The organism is Paenibacillus sp. OAE614 (assembly GCF_040546645.1).
Lineage (GTDB): Bacteria > Bacillota > Bacilli > Paenibacillales > Paenibacillaceae > Paenibacillus_AQ > Paenibacillus_AQ favisporus.
Genome location: NZ_JBEPOD010000001.1, coordinates 441,235 through 462,147, shown reverse-complemented (window position 1 = coordinate 462,147; position 20,913 = coordinate 441,235). Strand labels below are relative to the sequence as shown.

The window sequence follows — 20,913 nt, the reverse complement described above, 5'->3', positions numbered from 1 at the left end:
TTTTTATGCCTAGATTAATTTGTTTTTAGGTTTTTAGCTATGGGCTGCGTAATCATGTTGTGAAACTAATGATTCTCTTGTAATAGCTGTTTGGGTCCAAGTATGGCCTCCATTTATGCCTATACTAAATACCCCAAACAGCGTAACACTAACGTTACCCGAAACGTTAAAAGTTACTTGATTGTATGCAGCGCACCATGTCGTTGGATCCCCGTTGTAATCAGTATCAGCGACAGAAACCCCAGCACCACTATTAGAAACAAAAACCACACCATCACTATGTTGGTCTGGACCATAATCATTAATATGAACATGATGCTGACCATTCGATACCGTATAGTTTATCCCGATTTGAACATTGTCCCAGTATTGCTTGTTATCTGATTCGTTCATAGTATATGTGTGATTATAAGTTCCATCCCCAGGATACGAAACGCCAGATCCTACCTCTACTTCGTTTGCATAGTGATAATTCCCATTCGTGCTCACTTTCTCATATTTTATATTATCAGTTCTTTCTAACTTTGCTGATGCTTCGATAAAGGAGCCATCAGGGTAATCGATTCTATATTCACTCCGCCCAGGATAATTCTTTATATTCTCTTGCAAATCACTAACCTTTTTATCATGTGAGACATGTGTTTTCGTCAATTCTTCTTGAAACGTATTTTTGATGAAATCTTCATCTTCTTTAGAAATTCCCGGAACAGCACTTTTATTATCAGGCGAGTTTATAACAACTTCATTATTAACTAAATCAACGACTTGCCCACTTTTTTGAAGTTTGTCTAAGATCTTTCCTACTTTACGAATATGCTCAGCTGCAGATTGCGACAACCCATTATCGACCATCATTTGAATTTTTGCTTGATCGGCGTCATCAAATGAAGTTGATTGATCTTGAGCTGCGAATGCATTCATAGGAAGAATCGATAACCCAACGATAGTCAAAATCGGTATAAACTTCTTTAATTTCATTTTATATCCTCCACTGTAAGTTATTTTTCACTACCTAACAAGCATGTCCTATGACTTATTTTTGCTTACCTCCTTTGCATTTTGCTTTTACTCCAAGATCAGTGTTCAGGTTTCCTACCTATAATAGAATATTTAGGAAATTAACCGAATCGTACACGTGTTGTATTCAACTATGAAGGTACTTAAAAAGTCCATGTTCATTGACATGGACTTTCGAGCAGAATAACTTATCGAGTTTATATGTTAGGAATCAAATTCTACACCAGTCGCACTTTGTTGATCCCAATTCCACCATCCTATAGATCCTACAAAGGGAGTATTAAAATCTTTATTTTCTTTAAGTTTTAGTAGCTCTTTCGTTGGCCCTGTAAGAATTGCCCCATACATCTTAACCCCGTTTTTTTTCAGATACTCATACCTTTGTTCTAATGACACTTTTTGAGTTTGGGGTTCTGTTTGAACAATGGACAACAAGCTATCGGTCCATTTTTTGTGATTAATCAAAAATAACAACTCATTCATATAGGTTTGTGATCTTCGTTCACCTTCACCGTTTTCTTGGATAGTATCGTTCCCAGGATTGTCATTACTACCGTAATTTAAGGCATTCGGAGCATAGCCAAAGACTAGCCCACTACCTAGAAATTGATTTTTTGAGGACAAATCCTTCTCAATTCCAGTATCAATAGCTAACCAACTTGTTTTAAGATCATACTTTTTAATGAGATTGAAATATTCATCAAGTGTCATTGAACGGCTAAGAGATATTGCAAGTTGCGCAACAGTCCCTTCAGGTAATTTTTCAAGTGTTCCCCACCCATTTGGATTTAATGAATCCCCCGTTCCCTCTGAAAAGGTTGCTCCCGGAAATCGAAAATAGAACGGTGTCTCATGTTGTCCATTGGCCCATTTTAGATGTCCATTGAGTTTTGAAAAGGTAAATTCATTTTTAAATGTTCCTACTGTCTGTTCCTTAAGTCCGAGTTGTTCTTTTAAATTAAAAGTGAAATCCCATGATGTAAAATTATTTTTTTCAGATGAAATCGAAGCTGTGACACCTGGCTTTGTGAATTGAATAAGATCAGAGGTTACACGTAATGCATCTTGGGTATCCGGTTTGAATAAGTGATTTATAAAAATGGAATTCGAGAACGGAAACGCAACAACTAATAATGCGACAACAATGAGTGTTGTAAGTGATAGAAGAATAATTGTAATCCGGTTTTTCCTTTTACCACGCTTAAGAATACTTGTTTGCACATCTTCAGATAGACCATTTTTTGATAAACTTTGGTGATTTGTTTCATCAATATCATTAGCTTTATTTAACATTTCACTGATTTTATGGTCCCACTCTTCATCGTTATGCATCCTCTTCGCTCCCCCAAGATTCTTTTAATTTTTTCCGTCCACGATGGATAGCTATTTTAACGTCAGATAATGAAATATCCAGTACTCCAGCTATTTCGTCATAGCTAAACCTATGCGCGTAAAACAAAAGAAGAGATTGCCTTTGTTTCCAAGGAAAAATTGAAATTATTTTTGCAAATGTCTCCCATATTTCTTTGCTCAATATATTTTCTTCTGGGCTCTGATAACCTAAAGACATTTCATTTTGAACATTTTCAAAAGAAGGTGCTAAACGATTTTCTCTCTTTCGTTTTCTATACCAGTCAATGAACGTATTGTAGGCAACCTTAAATAGCCAAGGTCTAACTTTTCCTTCAACATAAAGATCCAAAAATCTAAGAGCTTGAATAAATGTATCCTGCGTCAAGTCTTCAGCGATACCGCTGTCACCTGTCAATCTGTACAAGTATCTATAGATTTCGTTCATATGCATACGGTACACGTCTTCGATTTTGACGCTCACACTGATATCACCTCAGTTCAATTTCAATTACACCATTACCACGCTTTAATCAAAAAAAAAGTTACACTTAAAAATTAAAAATATTTCTTTTCGTGAAATTGACCGCCCGCTTGCGCTATTTAACTATCAGTCATCTTATTATTTTAGCGATACTGGGCTAATGCCTGTGGCTCTGGTACGCGGCAGAATCGCCACGATTGGCACAGTAGTAGTAACGCAGTTACTGCTCCTTTGATGTCGTTCACCGCTTTTCCATCTTCTCATGTTTGATGACCAGAGACATTAATTTAGTTCCAACCAATGGATTCAACGGCCTTTTTTAAATCATCATAGCCTGGTGTTGTATAAATCATGGTCATTTCAATATTGGGAGTTCCATCTTCTTTGAAATGTCCCATCAGCATAGCAACCACATCCAGGGGAACCGGCGGATCAGCTGTGATAAGGTCATGCCCGAAGGTATGTCTTAGGGCATGACAAGTCAAATGCTTAATCTGAGTACGCGCCCGGTATTTTTCGATCAAATGCTGAATGGCTCGTGTCGTGCATTTCTCCGATCGCTGGCTGACAAATACATACGGGCTGCTGTCGTTACGTTCATTCAAATAAGCTTGAAGGGCCGCACGGACCTCTGCATTTAAAGGGACCTCTCGATCTTTATCTCCTTTCGCCCGAATATAGACCATCCCTTTTCGCTCACTCATTTCCAAGTCAGCCTTTTTCAGATCGCACAGCTCCTGAACCCGCAGCCCTACTCTCAGGAGAGTAAGGATAATGGCGTTATCTCTTTTGCCACCAGTATTTCGTACTTCCCGCAAAAGTGCATTTTGTTCATTCCGCACAAGCCATTTTGGCATGCGCCGTGCCGCAGGCGGTTTTTTGACGGGTTGAACCGGATTATCCGGTATGTACCCTTTTTCAGCGAAAAAACGAAAAATCGCATTCAGATGAACAAACGTGATCTGCAGCGTCCCCGGTCTTGCCGGCTGACCATGACGTCCTCCGCCCTCTTGGGTAAGATATCTTTTGAAATCGGATATATCCTTCTGAGTGGCAAATACCGGATTGGCTTCTAACATGTATTGGGATTGCTCTTGTTGGATCCATTTTACAAATCGCTGCCAGCTGGTCACGTAATTTCGGATCGTCAGATCGGATATCCCTTTTCCCTTTAAATAGAAGAGAAATTCTTCAAACATATCATCACCATTTTTCTTTAATATAGAATATGACGAGTTTTTTGGCCGTTAAGAAACGGTGCCATGCGGGTTTGCTTTTCCCATTTTACCAAATCTCGTCATATTCTGTATAGAGAAGACGACGAAAAAATAGGAGTTTCCTCGTCTGGATCCCAAAATAACTTTCATTTCTACTTAAGCATAGGGGGTTGGTTTATTTTCAAAATAAAAAGCCGAACTCATCATAGATGAGTTCGGGCTATGAAAAAAAAACAAAAAAATCATTGGTAACTAAAGGAAAATAGTACTTCTCCAGAAGAAGCATCAACAACAACATGATTTTCAGTAAACATTACATGTTCCGTTGTACCATTTTTAATATTTCCTCCAGCCGAGGAGAAGAAAACACCTTTAAATGTGACAATTATAACAGGGGTTCCATTCAAGCCATTTTCCTTCAGCTTACCGTTTTTGCGAATTGCATCTTCTGAAAATTGTTGAATATCCGGGGCAGTTAAAAGCTGATATTCCGCCTTAATACTATTTGTAGATGATGATAAAGGGAAATAGTCTGATGCAACCTTAATTGCATCACTTTCCGATATCGTTACCGCTTGTGCGGCAATACCATTTGGTTTATTGAGTTTCATGTTAAATCGACCAAGAGCATTTTGATCGATCGAAGTATCAGCTGTCTCCAAGACTGGAGGTATTGCTTGAATTGTATCTCCCACTGCAGGTGTTGTGTTCTCAGGGGAAGTATCAGCGGCATTTACTGCTGAAAACGTGGGTAGAGCAAGTGCAGAAAGTATTACCGCAGTCATAATAATATTTTTTTTCTTCATTATTACACACCTCCTAAATCACACCTGACCAGCACTACCACGTTTTGCTTTCAGCCTATAGCATCCCGCTCTTCATTTGTTTATATTTAACCATTCCTGTATAGGCAAAGCCTTCGATTTTATTAGATCAGGATCATATGTTTTTTCAAGTTTTGGGAAGGTATCAGGAAACTTGGCTAGGTATTCACTCACGCACCAGCGGACCGTCCAGTTCGTATCAGTAGATAATGAAATCCACTTAGCAACTTCCTTCTTCTCTGCATCCTGTAGAAGCCCATAAGCATACCAACCGCGTACTCCCCCTTCTTTTTCTCCAATAATACGATTCCAAAATACCCTCCTTTCCTCATTGTTTATTGGTTTGCCTAGAGCATAAACTGCTATTTTTCTAATTACTGGCGATTTATCTAGGGTAAAGCGCCATAATTCATCCCTAGGACACAACTGATGCTGGACCAAGTTGGATAGTGCTAATCCTTTTTCGATATCATCAACAGAGTTAATCGCCTCATAAACGTCTTTTATTTGTAATGAATCAGAATGTTCCTGGAGATCCATTGATTGCATGCCTTTTTTTAGAGCATATACGACTTTAGCCACGTTCACTCTTGGTGCAGGATAGTCGTACCCCACTATAGGGTCGCCATACTCTATCAGAGCACTACGTAAGGTTGCAGGATTAAGATTGGTGAACATCGAAAACAGGTAAGCCGCAACACCAGCGACAAGTGTAGCTGCGCCCGAAGTCCCCCAATAATAAGATACTCTATCTATATTTTCTTTACCTTCGTAAAAGGGGATTGTCAGGTAAACTCTTGGGGCTAAAACATCAGGTCTAAAATGACCATCAGCGTTTCGCCCGTATGGCTCGTCTGGGTAAGGTAAATGCATGGAACGATTTGCATTCCCACGGTCATTATAACCTCCAACTGTTAAAAAGGAGTACGGAGGCAGAATATTAATAAGTCGTGTATTTCCATTAGAACTAATAACTAGTATGCCTTTGTCCACCGCTGATTTAAGTGCTTGTACAGTTGAGTTTTCAGAGGTATTCTTTAGAAGCACCAAATTATCTTGAGCATGCCATCCCATGTTCAAGATAATTTTTATATTCCATTCATTCTGATTGGTTAGGACCCATTCAATACCCTTTTTTAAACGTTCTCCTTCCCCATCTTTAAATGCACCATGATCGAGAACAATAAAATTAGCTGCAGGTGCAATTCCCACGTATGATTTTCCTTGTACCTCGAATGGTTCATGTGATAACGCGAGTACAGTCATCAAACCGTGCTCTCCGCTATCATCATGACTGTCGGACGGAGTTTCAAACGCTATGTTTCTTACAACAATAGATAAATCATCATTGACAGTAATATATTTAATTCGCGATCCTAAGTGCCTTATTTTATCATGAGGAGAAATTTTATCAATTATAACAATTCCAATATTTTGACCAGAATCATGAAAATTAGGTTGTTCGGGAAATCCGAGCCTTGCCCACGTTGGATCAGGAAACTTGTTCAATAATAAATCATCTGACATGGTCATTCCTCCAATTAATCATAATGTAAAGCAAAAAGGGACGCAAAATCAAAACCTTGATTTTGCGTCCCTAATTCTAATAAATGCTGGGCGTCGTCGTCCCTTAAAGCATCACTTCAGAATGTGTCAGTAACCACTCACTGAGACGCAGAAAGTGCATTCGCTGTTTTACAGAATTAATGGAGTCAGCTTTCCTTTAGTATCTCACCAAACGAAATGTTCATTCGCAGCACCTCCTTTGGAGGGTGCGCCCACTCAAGGTGTGCTCGTAAGAGCCATATTATACCATAGGGGCCACTAATTCGAGCTTCCTTCAATCCTGACTTATAGAGTGATTGGCAAAGTGAAGCCACTCTCTACCTACAACAAAAGCGATGGATCAGTTCCACCGCTGTGCTGTAAATAGCCCCTTAAACCCTCCATGTGAGGATATTACAAGCCCTTACTGTCAAACTCGAACTTCCCTGCGCACGAGAAATAGCTTTCGATTTCGTCTAGATTGTATTGATTATGTATAAAGGCCTTAGGCTGCATGACAATTGTCAATCGCTTTGTAAATTTGCGCTGAGCAAGCCCAGCGAGGAATGACTTTACTATCATGCCTATGATGACGTAGCGACTAACAACTAGACGGTGACGTCCACTACCGAGAATAGGTATTATAATCGGTTCGGTATTTCCATTTTCCGCGATATAGGACCATAAGGATTTCAGTGAGTCCTCCAAGTGGTTCAGATTTGGATCACCCTTACCTTGCGAAGTGAGCTCACTGGTCGCTAGTAGGTATGCCGTCTGGCGGGTTCCATGAAGTTGAACCGGGACTACGGTGCCGATAGGATATTTCTTCACCTGGGTTCCCCTTACTGTGTCTAGCTCATAGGGTACGTTCTGTAGCACCTGAGCTAAAACCTGGTCAAAGTCCGCCGGGCTTGGGAAGAATCGGTTGCGGAACTGCACAACGATCGCTTGCTCATCGATATGGGAGTGCAGAAAGCAACGATTGCATGGAATAATCCATGCGCCATCCTGCCGTGCATACATATCATTGATGTCGATTTCCAGCATCACCTCCTGATCAGGCAACAGCACCGTTCGTCGCAGGAGCGGTCTGCTCATCCAGATCGCTGCCACAATTCCTAAGCCGATAACACCCCATACATTAGGTTTCCAAGGTGAGCCGTCGACTGCTGTGAAAAAATATCCTGAAAACTCGGTAAACGTCCAAATGACAGAAAAAACAGCCAGCCAATAGCCTAAGAATTTTTTCAACCGAAACGAATACAACCATAATTTAAAAGAAAAATAAGCCTTCCATCTAGCCATCTGAACGGTTGCTCCTTCTTACTTACTTCATGGTGTTAATTGTAATCAATTTCTCCTCATACGGCTTGAAGTAGCCTATGCCTATGCGAAGCGGTCCCTCCACATCACGACGTAACTGGAATATCCGGAATTTATCCTCTAAAAAGCTAAACTTCCGGCGAAACAGCACCGCAATTTGCGGGTTAGCGGTAGTGAAGAACAGCTGTGTCCCCCTGGTAATGGTCAACTGGCGCAAAAAATCTAATAATCCAATGACATTGAGATCATCCATATGTGCTACAGGTTCATCTAATAGCAAGAACGGTGGAGCAGTATCCATAACTAGGTGCATGATGAAGAATATAGCAAGGATGACAGATGTCCGCTGCCCCGTGCTCAGCTGGTAGATATGGCTTCTCGTTCTGCTGCCCTTGCGCACAGCCACCATGTCATCCCCCGTCCATTCCAGCCGCTCAAATTCATTAGGCGAGTGTAACGAAACGAACATACTGCTAATAGCGTCAAAATTACTTCTAACGAATGCCTCTCCATATGCAGCGAGCTCCCTGAGTTCAGATAATACATGGACAGCTGCTTCACAACGCTCAAGCCTCTGACGAGCAATGTTCAGCTGCTCGTGAAGCTCCCGCTGATCTCGCTCCTGTTGCTCCTGGAGGATTCTCGGCTCTAGCGCTTTACCCAGGCGATTCGAGGCCTCAATCAGCTTTTCGAAGCCTCTTCGCCACTCGCCCCAGGATTGCTCTTCACGAAGCATAATATTTTTCTTCAATAGCCTCGAGTAATTTTCAGATAACCTGGAAAGCTGCTCAAGGGCTACAACGAGCTGTGAGGTACGCTGTTGTGTCTCCGTCAATTGATACTCCAGCTCTTCCCTTTGTTTTTTCCATGCAGCTACCTGTGCCTTGAACTGGACATACCTGCCCCTCGCTTGCTCTACCTCATGGCTTGTGTTCGTTATGATTTGACCTAGATAGGAATGAAGGCTATGATATGTATCTTCGTCCGCTGTTATATTCTCATAGTAGGAGACCAGCTCAGGGGACCTCCTCAGTTCCTCTAGACTCTCCACCGCAGCTAATTGAATCCCCCCCTTCTCCAACTCCAAGCCCCGCTCCTCTAGCTCCTTTTGCTGCTGCAATAGTAATTGAAGCCTCGTGTTGAGCAGGCGGAGAGCATGCTGTACCTCGTGTGCGGATGGGGATTCATAAAGACTGCGAGCCTCTTCTAGGCCTTCATGCTTTCGTAGCTCCAGACCTGTCTTTCGAAGTTTTGTCCGTAAACTCCACTCCTCGTGATAACGACTATACGTCTGCTCGGCTCCTCTCAGCTTCAGTTCCAGCTTCGCTGCCTCTTGTAACAGCTCAGATAAGGAGTCATCCTCAGACTTCAGATTGGCTGAAATCGCCTGAAGCAATAGCTGCGTAGATTGATGGTCATGTCCACAGAGGGGACAGCTCGACTCCTCCGGATGGCTATGTAGATACGAACGGGCAGTGGACTTGAGTTCAGATTGCATCTGCTGGAGCTTTGTCGTCACCTGCTCTCGTTTCTGAATTTGCTGCTCCAGCTCCTCCATCTGCCCCTTAGTCTCCAACAGCGCATCATATGCCTCATGCCTTTGTATCTCGAACTCCGTATCTGATATGTCCAGGAGGGGAATTGCTACAAGCGACTCATATAAGCTCCAAGCGTCTCTAAGCGGTCTCAGCGTATCATTCAATTCATGCCAGTTCTTACTAATCTGTAGCCTCATGGCTCTTGACCCGGGCTGATCATATAGGTAGTCATAGCTAGAGAGCCGGGCCTTCAGCTCATTCAATAAGTCCTCCCTTAAATGTGAAGTCTCAAAATCCGTCCATAATAAGCGCAATCGTGCTTCGAACTCATCTGAGCTTGGTATCATTTGCAACTCACGCTGAAGCTTTGATAATCGCTCGGTTAGATCAATCTCCTCTGCTTTCAGCTGCTTCTGGGCAGCATTCCTTTGTGTCATGGAGTCTATATTCTCCAGCTGGAGGTTGGCAATCGCTCCACTTATTAGGTCCAGCTCTTGAAGGTAGGGCTGAATGTGCTGGAACCATTCCTCTATCTGAGCCGTCCCATAAGGGGTATCGGGTTGAGGATAACTGGACTGAATATGTTTTAGCCAGCCAACCATCGCCTCCGCAGCTGTATGTATACGACTCTCCAGGAGTTCACTGGCGTGTCTACTTTGCTGACTGGCTACTTCCACTCGGTCTGTTAGCTGCTGCACTTCTTTACGGAGCCGACGCTCGGCCTTCTCAAATTCTGTCTTATACCCCTTCAAGCATTGCTCATGCCGCTCTAACTGCTCACCGAAAATTACTCGTGCAAATGCTCCCCGATAGTTTATCTTCTGGCTCGCATTGAAACAGAACTGATGAATCTTTTCCGAAGAAAAATAGTTATATTGGTGAAAAGCACGGTTGAGTTGGCTATTTCTACGGGGAGCAACCTTATGCTGATAGTAAGCGGCCTCGCGAAGCTTTCGCTCCTCCCCACTCGGCACGCCGTGTAAGCTCTCTTCGGTACCTACAAACTCCAAGGCTCCATCCCAGTCCTCGGATATATCCAGCCCCGCCAGCAGGTTACGCTGGATATCCCCGGTGAATCCCAACTCAATACTTTCCAGAATGGAGGTCTTGCCCATTCCATTGGGACCTTCGAGCAGATTCACTTGGGCGAAGGACAGTCGTGACGTATTCGCCAGCACATGGGGACGGAATTTATTCCCCATCTTCACTACACCGATCGGCCCCCTGGGCCTGACCACCGTAGGTGCATCCGTATACTCGTAGCGTCTGGCATCCTCCGAAACCAGCTCGAGGTCCAAGTAAGCCTCCATCTTCTTAGGGCTGTTACTATCTAGACAGAACAACAGGTCGTGAGGTGCCAGAGCACTCACCCAATCTTGCAGAGGGTCATCTACCGTTGCTTTGCCCAGCTGTTCGGGCAACCTCGCTACGGGTAGTTGTTGCACTACTTGGTCCTCTTTTAGTAAAATTTTTTTGCCAAACCGTTTGCCTCGTTGGATCAGGTCCAACTGCTCTAGCGTAATGGCATTCTCATCATGCTCAGACAGCACGAAGCAAATATATAAGTTCCAACTCCAATCCCCCTTCATGCGGAAATAAAACGGAGCGACGACATGATCTTCAAACTCTCGAAAGCTTTCCTCCTCGCGGGCAATTACCGAGAGCAACTGGCTTGTTACCGGAATCAAAATATATTTGGCTACTACCGTTCTATTCCAGCGGTGCAATGCTTCATACACATCTACCGTTCCAACGTTTTCGGAATACTCCTTTACTTGATGCTGTTGGAGAAAAATTAATCCGCTTTGTCTTATATAATTAATTATGGCTTCCATACATTCGGCCCCCATGGGTATAATCGGTGCTATGGCTGCTGCGCTCGGGTGAGGTAAACTCATCGCTGTATTCAGGGTACTCTAACCCGTCACCCTGGTGATTCTGTGACAATACGCTGATGCGGTTCTCTAGAAACCAATCCTCTTTTATGAGAGACTCGACGAGCTGCTTCATCTCATTGGGCCGATCCGTATAGATAACCAATACCCCTTCACGCTCATTCCCGGACTCTGGTATGATGTTTAGCGGTTTTTGGCTGGCTGGCTTATATAGGAACTTTCCGCGGAATCGTTGCGTCACCCACGGTAGCTTATCCTTCTGCTTCAGTCGCTGGATGAGCCGAACGAGCAGTTCGGCACTGCGCTGGCGTTCAGGCTCACATTGGGCGTCAATATGGTAGCTCATTCTAGCGCTTCGTTCATAAGCAGTAAGCACGAGCTGTCCCTTTTCAAGGTGACCTAGTGAATAACCAAATAGCTTGTCCCGCTGCTCAATATCTAAGGTATTGATATGACTAAATTCATTCGTCGCCTCTGTTATGAGACTGGTAGGAAGCAATTCTTCGAAGGGAAGCTCGCTCTCTACCCAGCCATGCTGATCCTCTGAAGCTACGAACGCTCGGATCATCTTCACCTTTTCCCTCGCCTGGGCAATTTCTGCTCCACCGTCATATGGCTTGACTAGATGAATTTGTAGAGCATGCTCCTTTTTATGAGCGTACCATACCTTATGCCGCTGTTCGGTGAATCCCAATCCAAGTCCGTGAGCATAGTTATGCTTTCGGGTTTCCCTGAGCTGATCCAGCCAACCCTGATCCCCTCCGTAATTGATGAACCTACGATAGATCGTGGACCATGGGCTATCTAAACGATGTGTGCTTCCCTGAGAGGTTATGGTCGTGCCCTCCGCCCAATTCGCCGTAATATAAATCAGATCTCTCCCCGCGGTTGTACTGAACAATGAGCTCCTAAATTGGGTAACCTCTGGGTGACGCGGTGATGGATTTAACTGGGGATGAAGTACAATATATCTTCTCTGCTCCTGATTTGGAAACCATAAGCTGGAGGTAGTGATACCTGGCTTGAACGCATCGGCACACACGATAGTGAATAGCTGATTGGCTGCCGCCTCTCCGAACACAATAACCTTATTCCCAACGGACAATCCAGCCCCTTCACATACGAAGCGTTGATCACTCATTCGTTGCATTTTCCACTGCGGTACCAAGCAGATCCTGCTGTTATCGGCCGAACGGAACACATAGAGAATAAAATTGACAAATTCGATCTCATGGCTCCCTTCTACAGCACGTAGCCCCACCTCAGCAATATCTCTCCACCGCATTATATGTCCATAGAAGTCATCTAATGCCATTCCCTCGCATGCCAGAACCCAGAGCGCACCGGGACGAGGCTGTAATGCTTCATCCTCTAACATCTCGGTAATCAAGACAGCGGGAATACAATATTCCGGCGTGACGAGTAGCTCCATGCGATCTTTCCTAGCCAGCCGTAGCACTTCTCTGCACTTGGACAAATGAGTTGTTGAAATCGTATAAACGCCCCTGTGAGGATCGGCGGTGAGCTCTGCTTTGCTTTGCAATCTCATCAATCGGATCGCCGCATCGTTCGTAGTATTTAAGAATGGAAAAGATGGGACCAGTTGCGTTCCTAGCTCGGCTGTCTTGAAGCAGTCCCTCACCGGAATAGTTATTACCGACATCGACAGACTCTCCTATCGTTCTACAATAATTACCAATATTAGAGTATCATGCTAGTAAGAGAAATGGAATAGAAGGATACTTGTTCGTACAGCCGCTTGATAAGGTGGCCGATCGAAGTCCTTACCGCTTTTTTTATCAATAAATATAAAACGATCTTCGATTTCCAATTCCCTGAACTTTACGAGCAGCCTTCTTTAGATTTTGATCCTTTACCGAAACCCGGCCATATCCGATCTTCATTTTTGTACCCTCTTTACTATTTTCTGTTCCAAAATCCCCATCTTACAACTGGAATGTTTCTAAATATATTTTAGGACATTTTGGAACAAGGAAACAGTCCCTTTCTAGTTGTTCCAAAAAGCATGCTTTTCGACACATATTAAAACCCAATGGCAAAGCACTCTCCAGCCGGTATCTACTATAAAGTAATAGAATGGTGGCTAATGGAGTTTCAGGTGAAATTTCGACGATCCAATGACGGCTGCTGTACAGGGGTACTACCGCAGCGACACGTAATGCGGCCAAGGTTAAAACTTATGTAAAGTTTTCTTTTGACATACTGGATTTTTGGAGATGAAGAATTTGAAAAAATTAATCGGAGTTACCTGAACAATATTCTTTCCGAAAAAGATCGTTACGGGGAGGCAAGAGTTGGTGGAGTCGGGTACGATCCCAATCGACGTTTCAGAACCCTAGCAGAAATAGATGGGAAGACACTAACCAAGACAGCGGTATATGATACCGAAATAAAACGTCCAATAGCTAAGAGTAAAAATTCCTCAATATAACATATAGGCTTCCCTATAACATATAGGCTTCCCTAAATAAGGGAAGCCTTCACCAGTTTAGGGTTTAGCCCTATCTATAGCAAGAAAGACTTCCTTTTCAGGAAGTCTCTCTCTATCACTCGTACTCCAATTTTTACCTAAGCTTTTTATGTGCTGGAATATATATATTTGTAAGGAGGTGAACGAAAACGAGGACAATGAACTGAACTGTGTTTGATTTAGGTTACGCAGCTATTCTGAATCAGCAGGACGAGCAGTGATAATCGAAATAATCCCATTCAAGATTAAAACGAAAAGACACACAATGAACATATCCCATGGTCGTACAATTTCTCCGTCAGGGTAAATTTTGTAATAGGAGATAACTCTCACGAAGATCATAAGCATAATCACACTTACAAAAACATGAATAAAGATGAAAATAATACCCGTTAACCACTTTTTAAGGAGAATTTGCCCCATACCCGGAAACATAAAAGACAACACTCTTGGTAAATGTTTATAATCCATTTTTCCTTACCTTCGTTCTCTTAGTTTATTTATAATGAAATTTTTGATTGCTAATATAATTATCTGAGGTATAAGTACACAACCTGCATAAGCGAGAATAATCAAGGGCAATGAGCCACTAAAATTGGCTGCTCTTTGATAATTTTCATGACGTTCGATCAAAAACCACCATAAAGGTACAGATACTACCCACATCAAAAGTGTGGACATAATTAAATATATCCAGCCCTCCCAAAATAAAGCGAATGCGATCATCACAATAATAGGGATAAGCCATCCTCCCAGTTTTTCACCATTACTCAATATGTAAAACACCCAGATAGAATATAAAACAGTAAAAAAAATTTGAATTATCTTTTTTGTTTGGATCTCCATCCCCCCTCTCTGAAGAGTAGTTTTCTACTATATACACCAACTATATCAAAATTAAGTATGTACTATAGAACGTTTGCTAATGGACTCGGTTATTGCAGAGGCTAAAAAATACTATCAGATGCTTGTACTAGATACAGATAATCCAGCAGCCGCCGTATCCTGCTAGGAATTTATTTGAGGACATTGGACTATTTTACCGAAACTTTTACTCTTCTTTTACCGTCATAAATATGACACATACTTTTTAAAAATAATTCATGTTATAAGAAGGAGGAACCATTTGAAAAAGCTTTTTCTCGGATTAGTTATTGGATTTACCGGAGCAGCTATTGTTTTTAATACGTCTTCTGTTTCTGCGAAAAAAATTGAAACAAATATTTCTGCACTTTTTAATTCCGTAACAATAATGGTGAATGGCAAACACGTAGATACTGATAACTTTAATTATAAAGGTGTAACTTATGTCCCTCTTCGCAGTATTAGTGAACTTTTAGGTAAAGAAATAAATTGGAATAATGAGAGTAAGACTGTGTATATTGGAGAGCAAGTCCCGGAAGAAGAAGATCAGAATCCTCCTCTTACAACAGGGGAATACGGAAATACAGCAAGTAACTTAGCCAACGGAGGTTTAATTGCTGGAATTGATAACTGGGTCTACTTATCTTATAAAGAAAGCCTTGCTACTCCTTCCACAAAAGATGGTCTTTATAAGATGAAACCAGATGGAACCCAGCAAATTAAAATTGCTTCTAATGCGGCGACATATTTAAACTTAGATTCAGACAATATTTATTTCGTTGATAATGGGATTTACAAACTGAATTTAAGCAATAATCAACTTCAAAAGCTATCGAGCAGTGGAACAAGACTAGTTTTAGTTGGTGATTGGCTTTATTATAACGATGAAGGTAATCGTATCTATAAAATGAAGAGAGACGGATCACAGAAACAATCCGTTGTTAATGATGGAACGTTGGTTAACGTGGTTAATAATGATTTATTCTTTATGCGTAAAAATGTACTCTTCAAAACAAATATTTTAAATCCACAGGAGAAGAAATTATATACTTTTTCTAGTGAAACTACACTTGAACCAATAATACAAAATGGAAAAATATACTTTCATGACCATAGAAGTATTTATTCAATGAATTTTGATGCTACTGACAAAAAAGCTATTTACCAGTCAGAAAAAAACAACATTTTCTCGTTAGATGTAGACAATAAATTTATATTGTTGAACGAGGGGAATGATGGTAATCACGGACAGAAAACGATGGTCAAATTAACGTTGGATGGAAAAGGAAAAGACGAAATTGGAGAAAGTGGTCTTCGATTGTACTCTACACCTAATCACTATTATGTAACGGATATTTCTGCTGGTTATAATGAATGGTACTATATTGATGGAAATAAGCGGATCTCAATTAATATAAATTAATGCTAGCATTGCTTGAATTATTAAATGGCGTTATTTGTTGCGCAAATGCAACAAATAACGCCTTTTCAGTGTCAGCTAATATATGAGCTCTAAATTAATCCTTCATCGCATTTTTTATTAAATATATCCCTATTTTGTCTATAACTAGTATATCATGTATTATTATGGAATAATTTCAGGAAAAAAAGAGGTGATATCTGCTAAGAATGGTTACATAGTACTCTCCGGATAATTTGGTCTTATCCAATCTAACTTTATTAGATTCCAATCTCAAGAGTATACTTGCGATTGGAATTTATCGTTTCGTTTATTGGTCAACAGTGATTTTCTAGATTTGTATACGTCTTTAAAGTTCGTAGGTTAGCTACTTGATTTAGAATTCAATAAAAATATTTTCAACAATATAGAGGTGTAGAATGAAAAGGTCTATTTTTGTGTTTTTTTTGTCCTTGTTGTTTTTGATCTTGTTACCAAACCAAAGCAATGCTGCTTCTAGTCATTCTAAAATGATATTAGATGGTCAAGAACTGGTTTTACCTGCAGATGTGAAGGTATCTATAATTAATAATTACATGATGGTTCCGTTACGAGTGGTAGCTGAAAATTTAAATTTTCAAGTGGACTGGAATCAAAAGGCACATATCGCTAAAATTGAGCAAAACTCAAAAGCAATGTTTTTAACCGTTGGCAAAAAAGAGGCCAAGGTGGATGACAAACTCGTATTGCTGGATACAGCTCCTCAAAACATCAATAAAAGCGTGGTCGTTCCCATTCGCTTCGTAAGTGAACAGATGGGACTCTCCGTAAACTGGGATAACAAGAATAAGGTTATTTACCTAACAAGTCCCCAACAAAATCCTGATCCATCTGAAGGACCCGAAACGGAGGGTGATAGTGAGGAATCTTTAGCTCGTGTAAATCAGATTAATTATTTGAACCATCAGCTCATTGTAAGCATCGATGGAAAGGCAACCCCCAAGGTCTCTACATTAGCTAACCCCAATCGGATTGTCGTAGATTTACCTAATACGACGTTTGGTACTTTAACTCAGCCGCTGGATTCAGAAATGGCTGGTAAATTGGATGTAAGCGGACAATCGGACGTATCCGATGTTAGATATTCCCTATTTGGTACAGATCCTGATCTAGTCCGTATTGTTGTTGAGTTAAATAATGACATTCCCGTTCAATATCATAAAGAAATTATCGGTGATCAACTGATTATTGATCTAAGTGGAACCGGCAGTGATTCGCAGCCCCCCGTTTCTGCAGATGAGGAAAAAAGAAAGATCGTAGTTATTGATGCGGGGCATGGGGGCAGTGATCCGGGAACAACAAGCATTAGTAATAAACACGAAAAAGACTTTAACCTCGCACTTGCGCTAAAAGTCCAGGAACTTCTTTTGAAAGAACCTAAAATTGAAGTCATCATGACTCGCGATAGTGACGTATACCCTACCCGAACAGAACGCGTCCAACTAGCCAATACTTTAAACGCTAATGCATTCATATCTATTCATGGAAACAGCGTGCTCGAGTCTCCACAGGCTACAGGTACAGAAACGCATTATTATCAGCGAAGCAGCAGTAAACAACTGGCAGAAGCTATACACAAGCGGCTAGTTAAAGCCATGGGTTTGAAAGACCGTGGTGTAAAGAACACTAGTCTTCAAGTTATTCGGGAAACAAAGATGGCAGCGGTCCTGTTAGAGGTTGGATTCCTAAGTAATGCTTCAGATGAAAAGGCAATGATGTCTGATACTGTGCAGTATAAAGCAGCTCAAGCCATTGTTGACGGTATCAAAGAATATTTGAACATCGAGTAAAAAAGTCCCCAGGAGGATTGAGGTCACTTTGATGAAGAAGATATGCTGTGTACTATTGCTTTCACTACTAATCGTTATTGGAATAGGCTGCGGCCAAAAAACACAAGAATCCAAAGGAAATACTCAGACTTCAGTTGGAACTAATGAAATAACAGAAAAGGACACAACTAAAACGGAAAAAATCGAGGTTTATTTTACTGATACTCAGGTGGAAAAGCTTGAGCAGGAAGAGTACGAGCTTTCCTTCAATAATGACAATGAAATATTTGAAGCATTGCAAGAAAATACGAATCCTGAAAAAATATCTTTGTGGAATAAGATTGAATTGATTTCAGTATCGTTCAATGAAGATACAGTAACAATTGATATACACATTCCAGACGATGCAAGATTAGGTTCAGGACCAGAACAATTAGCATTAGAAGTACTCAAAAGAACATATTTTCAATTTGATGAAGTAAAAAATATCGAGTTGTTGGTGGATGGTAAACGTCTCGATAGTCTAATGGGTCATACAGAGCTTGAGCAACCAATACAAAGAGATCAGCCATAGTTGCTGGGGCGCTCTCCCCCAATAAAATCGGGAGCAATCCAGGAAAAAACAATTCAAACGGCCTCTGCGCACCGATGCGTCTAGAGGCCGTTTGCTTGCGGATGCGCACAGTTCGGTCATACCACATATCTTTTTAATGCTATCTACGATTCTTTTAAGAGCTCCATTCTACTTTCCTACTTAATACAGTATACCGGAAAAAATCCATTTCCTTTAGGATGATTCTCAACAATTGATGCTATTAATTGAGGCAACTGTTGAACCCATTTTAGCGTCTAATATTATAACTGCAAGATTAATATTCATAAAAAGGAGGAATTTTGAGGTGAAAAAAATAGCTTACACCTTATTTTCCGCTGCAGTTGCGCTTAGTCTTTTTTCAGGTAGCGTATCTGCCAAGAAAAATCTTAATTTAATCGTCAATGGAGTACCAGCTACAAGTGCCCAAAGTTACATTGACAGCGGCACCACTGTAGTCCCGCTTAATATTGTATCGAATTTCCCTGGTGTGACCATAACTTGGAATAATGCAATAAAAACACTTAATTTAAAATCTTCAGATTCAAACATTTCTCTACAGGTAGGCGACAAATTCGCGTTAATTAATAATGTTAAGAAAAATCTCTCTTATCCAGTTAAAGTTGAAAAAGGTAGAGTGATGGTTCCTCTTCGCTTTATATCCGAATCTGTCGGTGCATCAGTTGGATGGAATTCACACACTAATACTGTATATGTTTCAAAACAGAGTAAAGCGGTAAAAGAGAAGATTGAAAGTAATATATTATCTGAAGAGAGAAGTGGAGTGTTGTCGCTTCCTAGATTTGACCTTTTACCGGAAATAAAGATCAGTAAGCAATATAATGAGGATCTGACACAGTTTCTTTATTTCACTGAAGGAAAAGCAGATAGTTTTTTTATCAGAACTGGTGATGTCATTAGATATTATAAAATTAATGAAAATGCAAGCAATTTAACTTGGATAGGAAAAGTTGACTTGAATAAGAAAGAGACCAACAAAGGTCTCTCCTTTTTACCGTATAAGATTGTTCAAGAATATGGCCAGAAGCCAGCAATATCCAATAAACTCGTTTATTTCAAAGTCATGCTCCCTATTATGGAGGCAGAATATGGATTTGTTAACCAGGATGGTGCCCAAGAAAAGTTAGGTCAAAAAGAAGTGTCGTTAAATCAAGTGTTTGATATTCAAGAGGAAATAAAATAATTGTAGCTTTGGTGTTTTGTATACCCTTCGTAGGTCCGAAGGCTAAACAAAAGAGGGCACAAAAAAAGCCCGCTCATTACGAGCGGACTTCGCGACCAGCCATTAAGGCTTTAAATTCATCGTTCGATTTCTTCATTTGTTCTTCGTAAGCTTCAGGACCGAGCTTATTTTTCATTTCCTCGCGGATTTTCCGCATGGAATCAGAAAACTGAGCTCTCTCATATGACGATGGGGGGATGATCATGACGCCACTGTTCATACTGTATCCCGTACGTGCTCTTCTTATTATACCCTTCGATAAAGGCGGTTTTACAGATCGACGGGTAAAATTAGCTGCCTTAGAACGTGCGTTTCTAACCATGGATATCATCTCCTTACCTATAGTATAACTTAATCAGGCGGAGGGCAGCAATGTTATCCAGGAACATAAGGCCCATACCACCGTACTTTGCGTTAAATCTGCGCTCATAATATGAATATAATTCCGTCTTCGGTTTAAATGAGACGTACCCATCTTTTCCGGCCATAAAACTTTGAACACAAGCCTCCCCCAAAAGGACATCAGTCACATTTTTAAATTCTCGATCTCTATTGTAAAACCTATTGCTTGGGGCACTTTCCAAAAGGTCGACAAACACCGAGTCCTCGTCAATATGATAAGCAATCGCGCCCTCGATAAAATTATTGCCCACGGCCAATAACTTATACGCATCGGACTTCTCGTTAGGCCGGAAATAGACGCCCCAGTCAAAGTTTTGCTCCCATCCGAGCCGCTTTAAGGCCCTGGCGTCAGCCATTTCCATCCTGATAATCTCGGCCGGGAAAAGCTCGTTGCTTCTATGCAGAAGCTGCCATTGTGGCATCAAAGCACGGTTTTGTCGGACAGCGTCCCATCCAGATGACTGCCAACGACCCATTCAAAGTAATGGTCTACTTCAAAATATTTCAGGATCTCATCCGCAAACACTTTCGGTTTAGAGGTGGCGACATACAGCGTAAATCCGTCGTCCTGCAGCTGCTTCAGCACGTTTTGCATCCCGGGATACAACTCATTTTCAAATATTCCGCGTTCCCTAAAATACTCCCTATAATATTCAACGCCTTGCAGCGCCTGGTCCTCTGAAAAAGAATAGATTTCCATAAACGAATTTTTCAACGGGGGACCGATAAACGGCTCCAGCTTATCTAAGTCATCCTCTTGAATCCCGAATTTGTTCAGTGCATATTGTACCGACTTGGTAATCCCTATCTTAGGGTCCGTAACCGTGCCGTCCAGATCAAATAAAAGATGTTTGTATCTCATGAGCTAATGTCGACCTGCTTTCTAATTTGCAAATAGTG

The 20,913-nt window shown here is 41.3% G+C and carries 17 protein-coding genes; 4 read left to right on the top strand and 13 right to left on the bottom strand.

Annotation, left to right across the window (positions count from 1 at the left end; all coding sequences use genetic code 11):
- Positions 1 to 33 precede the first annotated feature (33 nt).
- From ABIE48_RS02440 to ABIE48_RS02395, 10 genes are all read right to left on the bottom strand, one after another.
- Positions 34 to 978: a hypothetical protein gene (locus ABIE48_RS02440; RefSeq protein ID WP_192716375.1), complete on the bottom strand. Its 945-nt coding sequence runs from the start codon at positions 976 to 978 to the stop codon at positions 34 to 36.
- Positions 979 to 1,221: 243 nt separating this feature from the next.
- Positions 1,222 to 2,349 (bottom strand): anti-sigma factor, encoded by a 1,128-nt coding sequence (locus ABIE48_RS02435; protein WP_192716374.1) that lies wholly within the window; start codon positions 2,347 to 2,349, stop codon positions 1,222 to 1,224.
- Positions 2,342 to 2,851 (bottom strand): sigma-70 family RNA polymerase sigma factor, encoded by a 510-nt coding sequence (locus tag ABIE48_RS02430; RefSeq protein WP_354518237.1) that lies wholly within the window; start codon positions 2,849 to 2,851, stop codon positions 2,342 to 2,344. The genes ABIE48_RS02435 and ABIE48_RS02430 overlap by 8 nt, the downstream gene beginning before the upstream one ends.
- Before the next feature lie 287 nt (positions 2,852 to 3,138).
- Positions 3,139 to 4,050, bottom strand: coding sequence for a tyrosine-type recombinase/integrase (locus ABIE48_RS02425; RefSeq protein ID WP_192716373.1), 912 nt, complete (start codon positions 4,048 to 4,050; stop codon positions 3,139 to 3,141).
- 260 nt (positions 4,051 to 4,310) lie between these two features.
- Positions 4,311 to 4,874 (bottom strand): hypothetical protein, encoded by a 564-nt coding sequence (locus ABIE48_RS02420; RefSeq protein WP_192716372.1) that lies wholly within the window; start codon positions 4,872 to 4,874, stop codon positions 4,311 to 4,313.
- A gap of 72 nt (positions 4,875 to 4,946) precedes the next feature.
- Positions 4,947 to 6,419 (bottom strand): S8 family serine peptidase, encoded by a 1,473-nt coding sequence (locus ABIE48_RS02415; RefSeq protein WP_192716371.1) that lies wholly within the window; start codon positions 6,417 to 6,419, stop codon positions 4,947 to 4,949.
- A gap of 432 nt (positions 6,420 to 6,851) precedes the next feature.
- Entirely contained in the window at positions 6,852 to 7,742 is an 891-nt protein-coding gene (locus ABIE48_RS02410) for a macro domain-containing protein (RefSeq protein ID WP_192716370.1), read from the bottom strand.
- Positions 7,743 to 7,764: 22 nt separating this feature from the next.
- Entirely contained in the window at positions 7,765 to 11,133 is a 3,369-nt protein-coding gene (locus tag ABIE48_RS02405; RefSeq protein WP_192716369.1) for a hypothetical protein, read from the bottom strand.
- Positions 11,117 to 12,856 carry a hypothetical protein gene (locus tag ABIE48_RS02400; protein WP_192716368.1) on the bottom strand — a complete coding sequence of 580 codons (1,740 nt, stop codon included), beginning with the start codon at positions 12,854 to 12,856 and terminating at the stop codon, positions 11,117 to 11,119. The genes ABIE48_RS02405 and ABIE48_RS02400 overlap by 17 nt, the downstream gene beginning before the upstream one ends.
- Positions 12,857 to 14,161: 1,305 nt before the next feature.
- Positions 14,162 to 14,458, bottom strand: a complete 297-nt coding sequence (locus ABIE48_RS02395; protein ID WP_354518233.1) for a hypothetical protein — start codon at positions 14,456 to 14,458, stop codon at positions 14,162 to 14,164.
- Between the two features lie 352 nt (positions 14,459 to 14,810).
- Between ABIE48_RS02395 and ABIE48_RS02390 the strand changes: the two genes are divergently transcribed.
- The 4 genes from ABIE48_RS02390 (at position 14,811) to ABIE48_RS02375 (ending at position 19,572) form a co-directional block, all read left to right on the top strand.
- Positions 14,811 to 15,971 (top strand): DUF5050 domain-containing protein, encoded by a 1,161-nt coding sequence (locus ABIE48_RS02390; RefSeq protein ID WP_192716366.1) that lies wholly within the window; start codon positions 14,811 to 14,813, stop codon positions 15,969 to 15,971.
- A gap of 416 nt (positions 15,972 to 16,387) precedes the next feature.
- Complete coding sequence (locus ABIE48_RS02385) at positions 16,388 to 17,797, top strand: N-acetylmuramoyl-L-alanine amidase family protein (RefSeq protein ID WP_192716365.1); 1,410 nt, start codon at positions 16,388 to 16,390, stop codon at positions 17,795 to 17,797.
- Between the two features lie 31 nt (positions 17,798 to 17,828).
- Entirely contained in the window at positions 17,829 to 18,350 is a 522-nt protein-coding gene (locus ABIE48_RS02380; RefSeq protein ID WP_354520570.1) for a GerMN domain-containing protein, read from the top strand.
- 325 nt (positions 18,351 to 18,675) lie between these two features.
- Positions 18,676 to 19,572 (top strand): copper amine oxidase N-terminal domain-containing protein, encoded by an 897-nt coding sequence (locus ABIE48_RS02375; protein WP_192716363.1) that lies wholly within the window; start codon positions 18,676 to 18,678, stop codon positions 19,570 to 19,572.
- A gap of 76 nt (positions 19,573 to 19,648) precedes the next feature.
- On the opposite strand, the gene ABIE48_RS02370 is transcribed toward ABIE48_RS02375, so the two are convergent.
- Genes ABIE48_RS02370 through ABIE48_RS02360 form a run of 3 tightly spaced genes read right to left on the bottom strand, consistent with a single transcriptional unit; the run spans position 19,649 to position 20,875 of the window.
- A complete protein-coding gene (locus tag ABIE48_RS02370) occupies positions 19,649 to 19,933 on the bottom strand; it encodes a hypothetical protein (protein ID WP_192716362.1) in 285 nt (94 codons plus the stop codon).
- A 13-nt stretch (positions 19,934 to 19,946) separates the two neighbouring features.
- The gene (locus ABIE48_RS02365; protein ID WP_354518231.1) at positions 19,947 to 20,375 is read right to left on the bottom strand and encodes a hypothetical protein; all 429 of its coding nucleotides are present in this window, start codon (positions 20,373 to 20,375) and stop codon (positions 19,947 to 19,949) included.
- Positions 20,376 to 20,434: 59 nt separating this feature from the next.
- Positions 20,435 to 20,875 carry an HAD hydrolase-like protein gene (locus ABIE48_RS02360; protein ID WP_192716360.1) on the bottom strand — a complete coding sequence of 147 codons (441 nt, stop codon included), beginning with the start codon at positions 20,873 to 20,875 and terminating at the stop codon, positions 20,435 to 20,437.
- Positions 20,876 to 20,913: the final 38 nt, after the last annotated feature.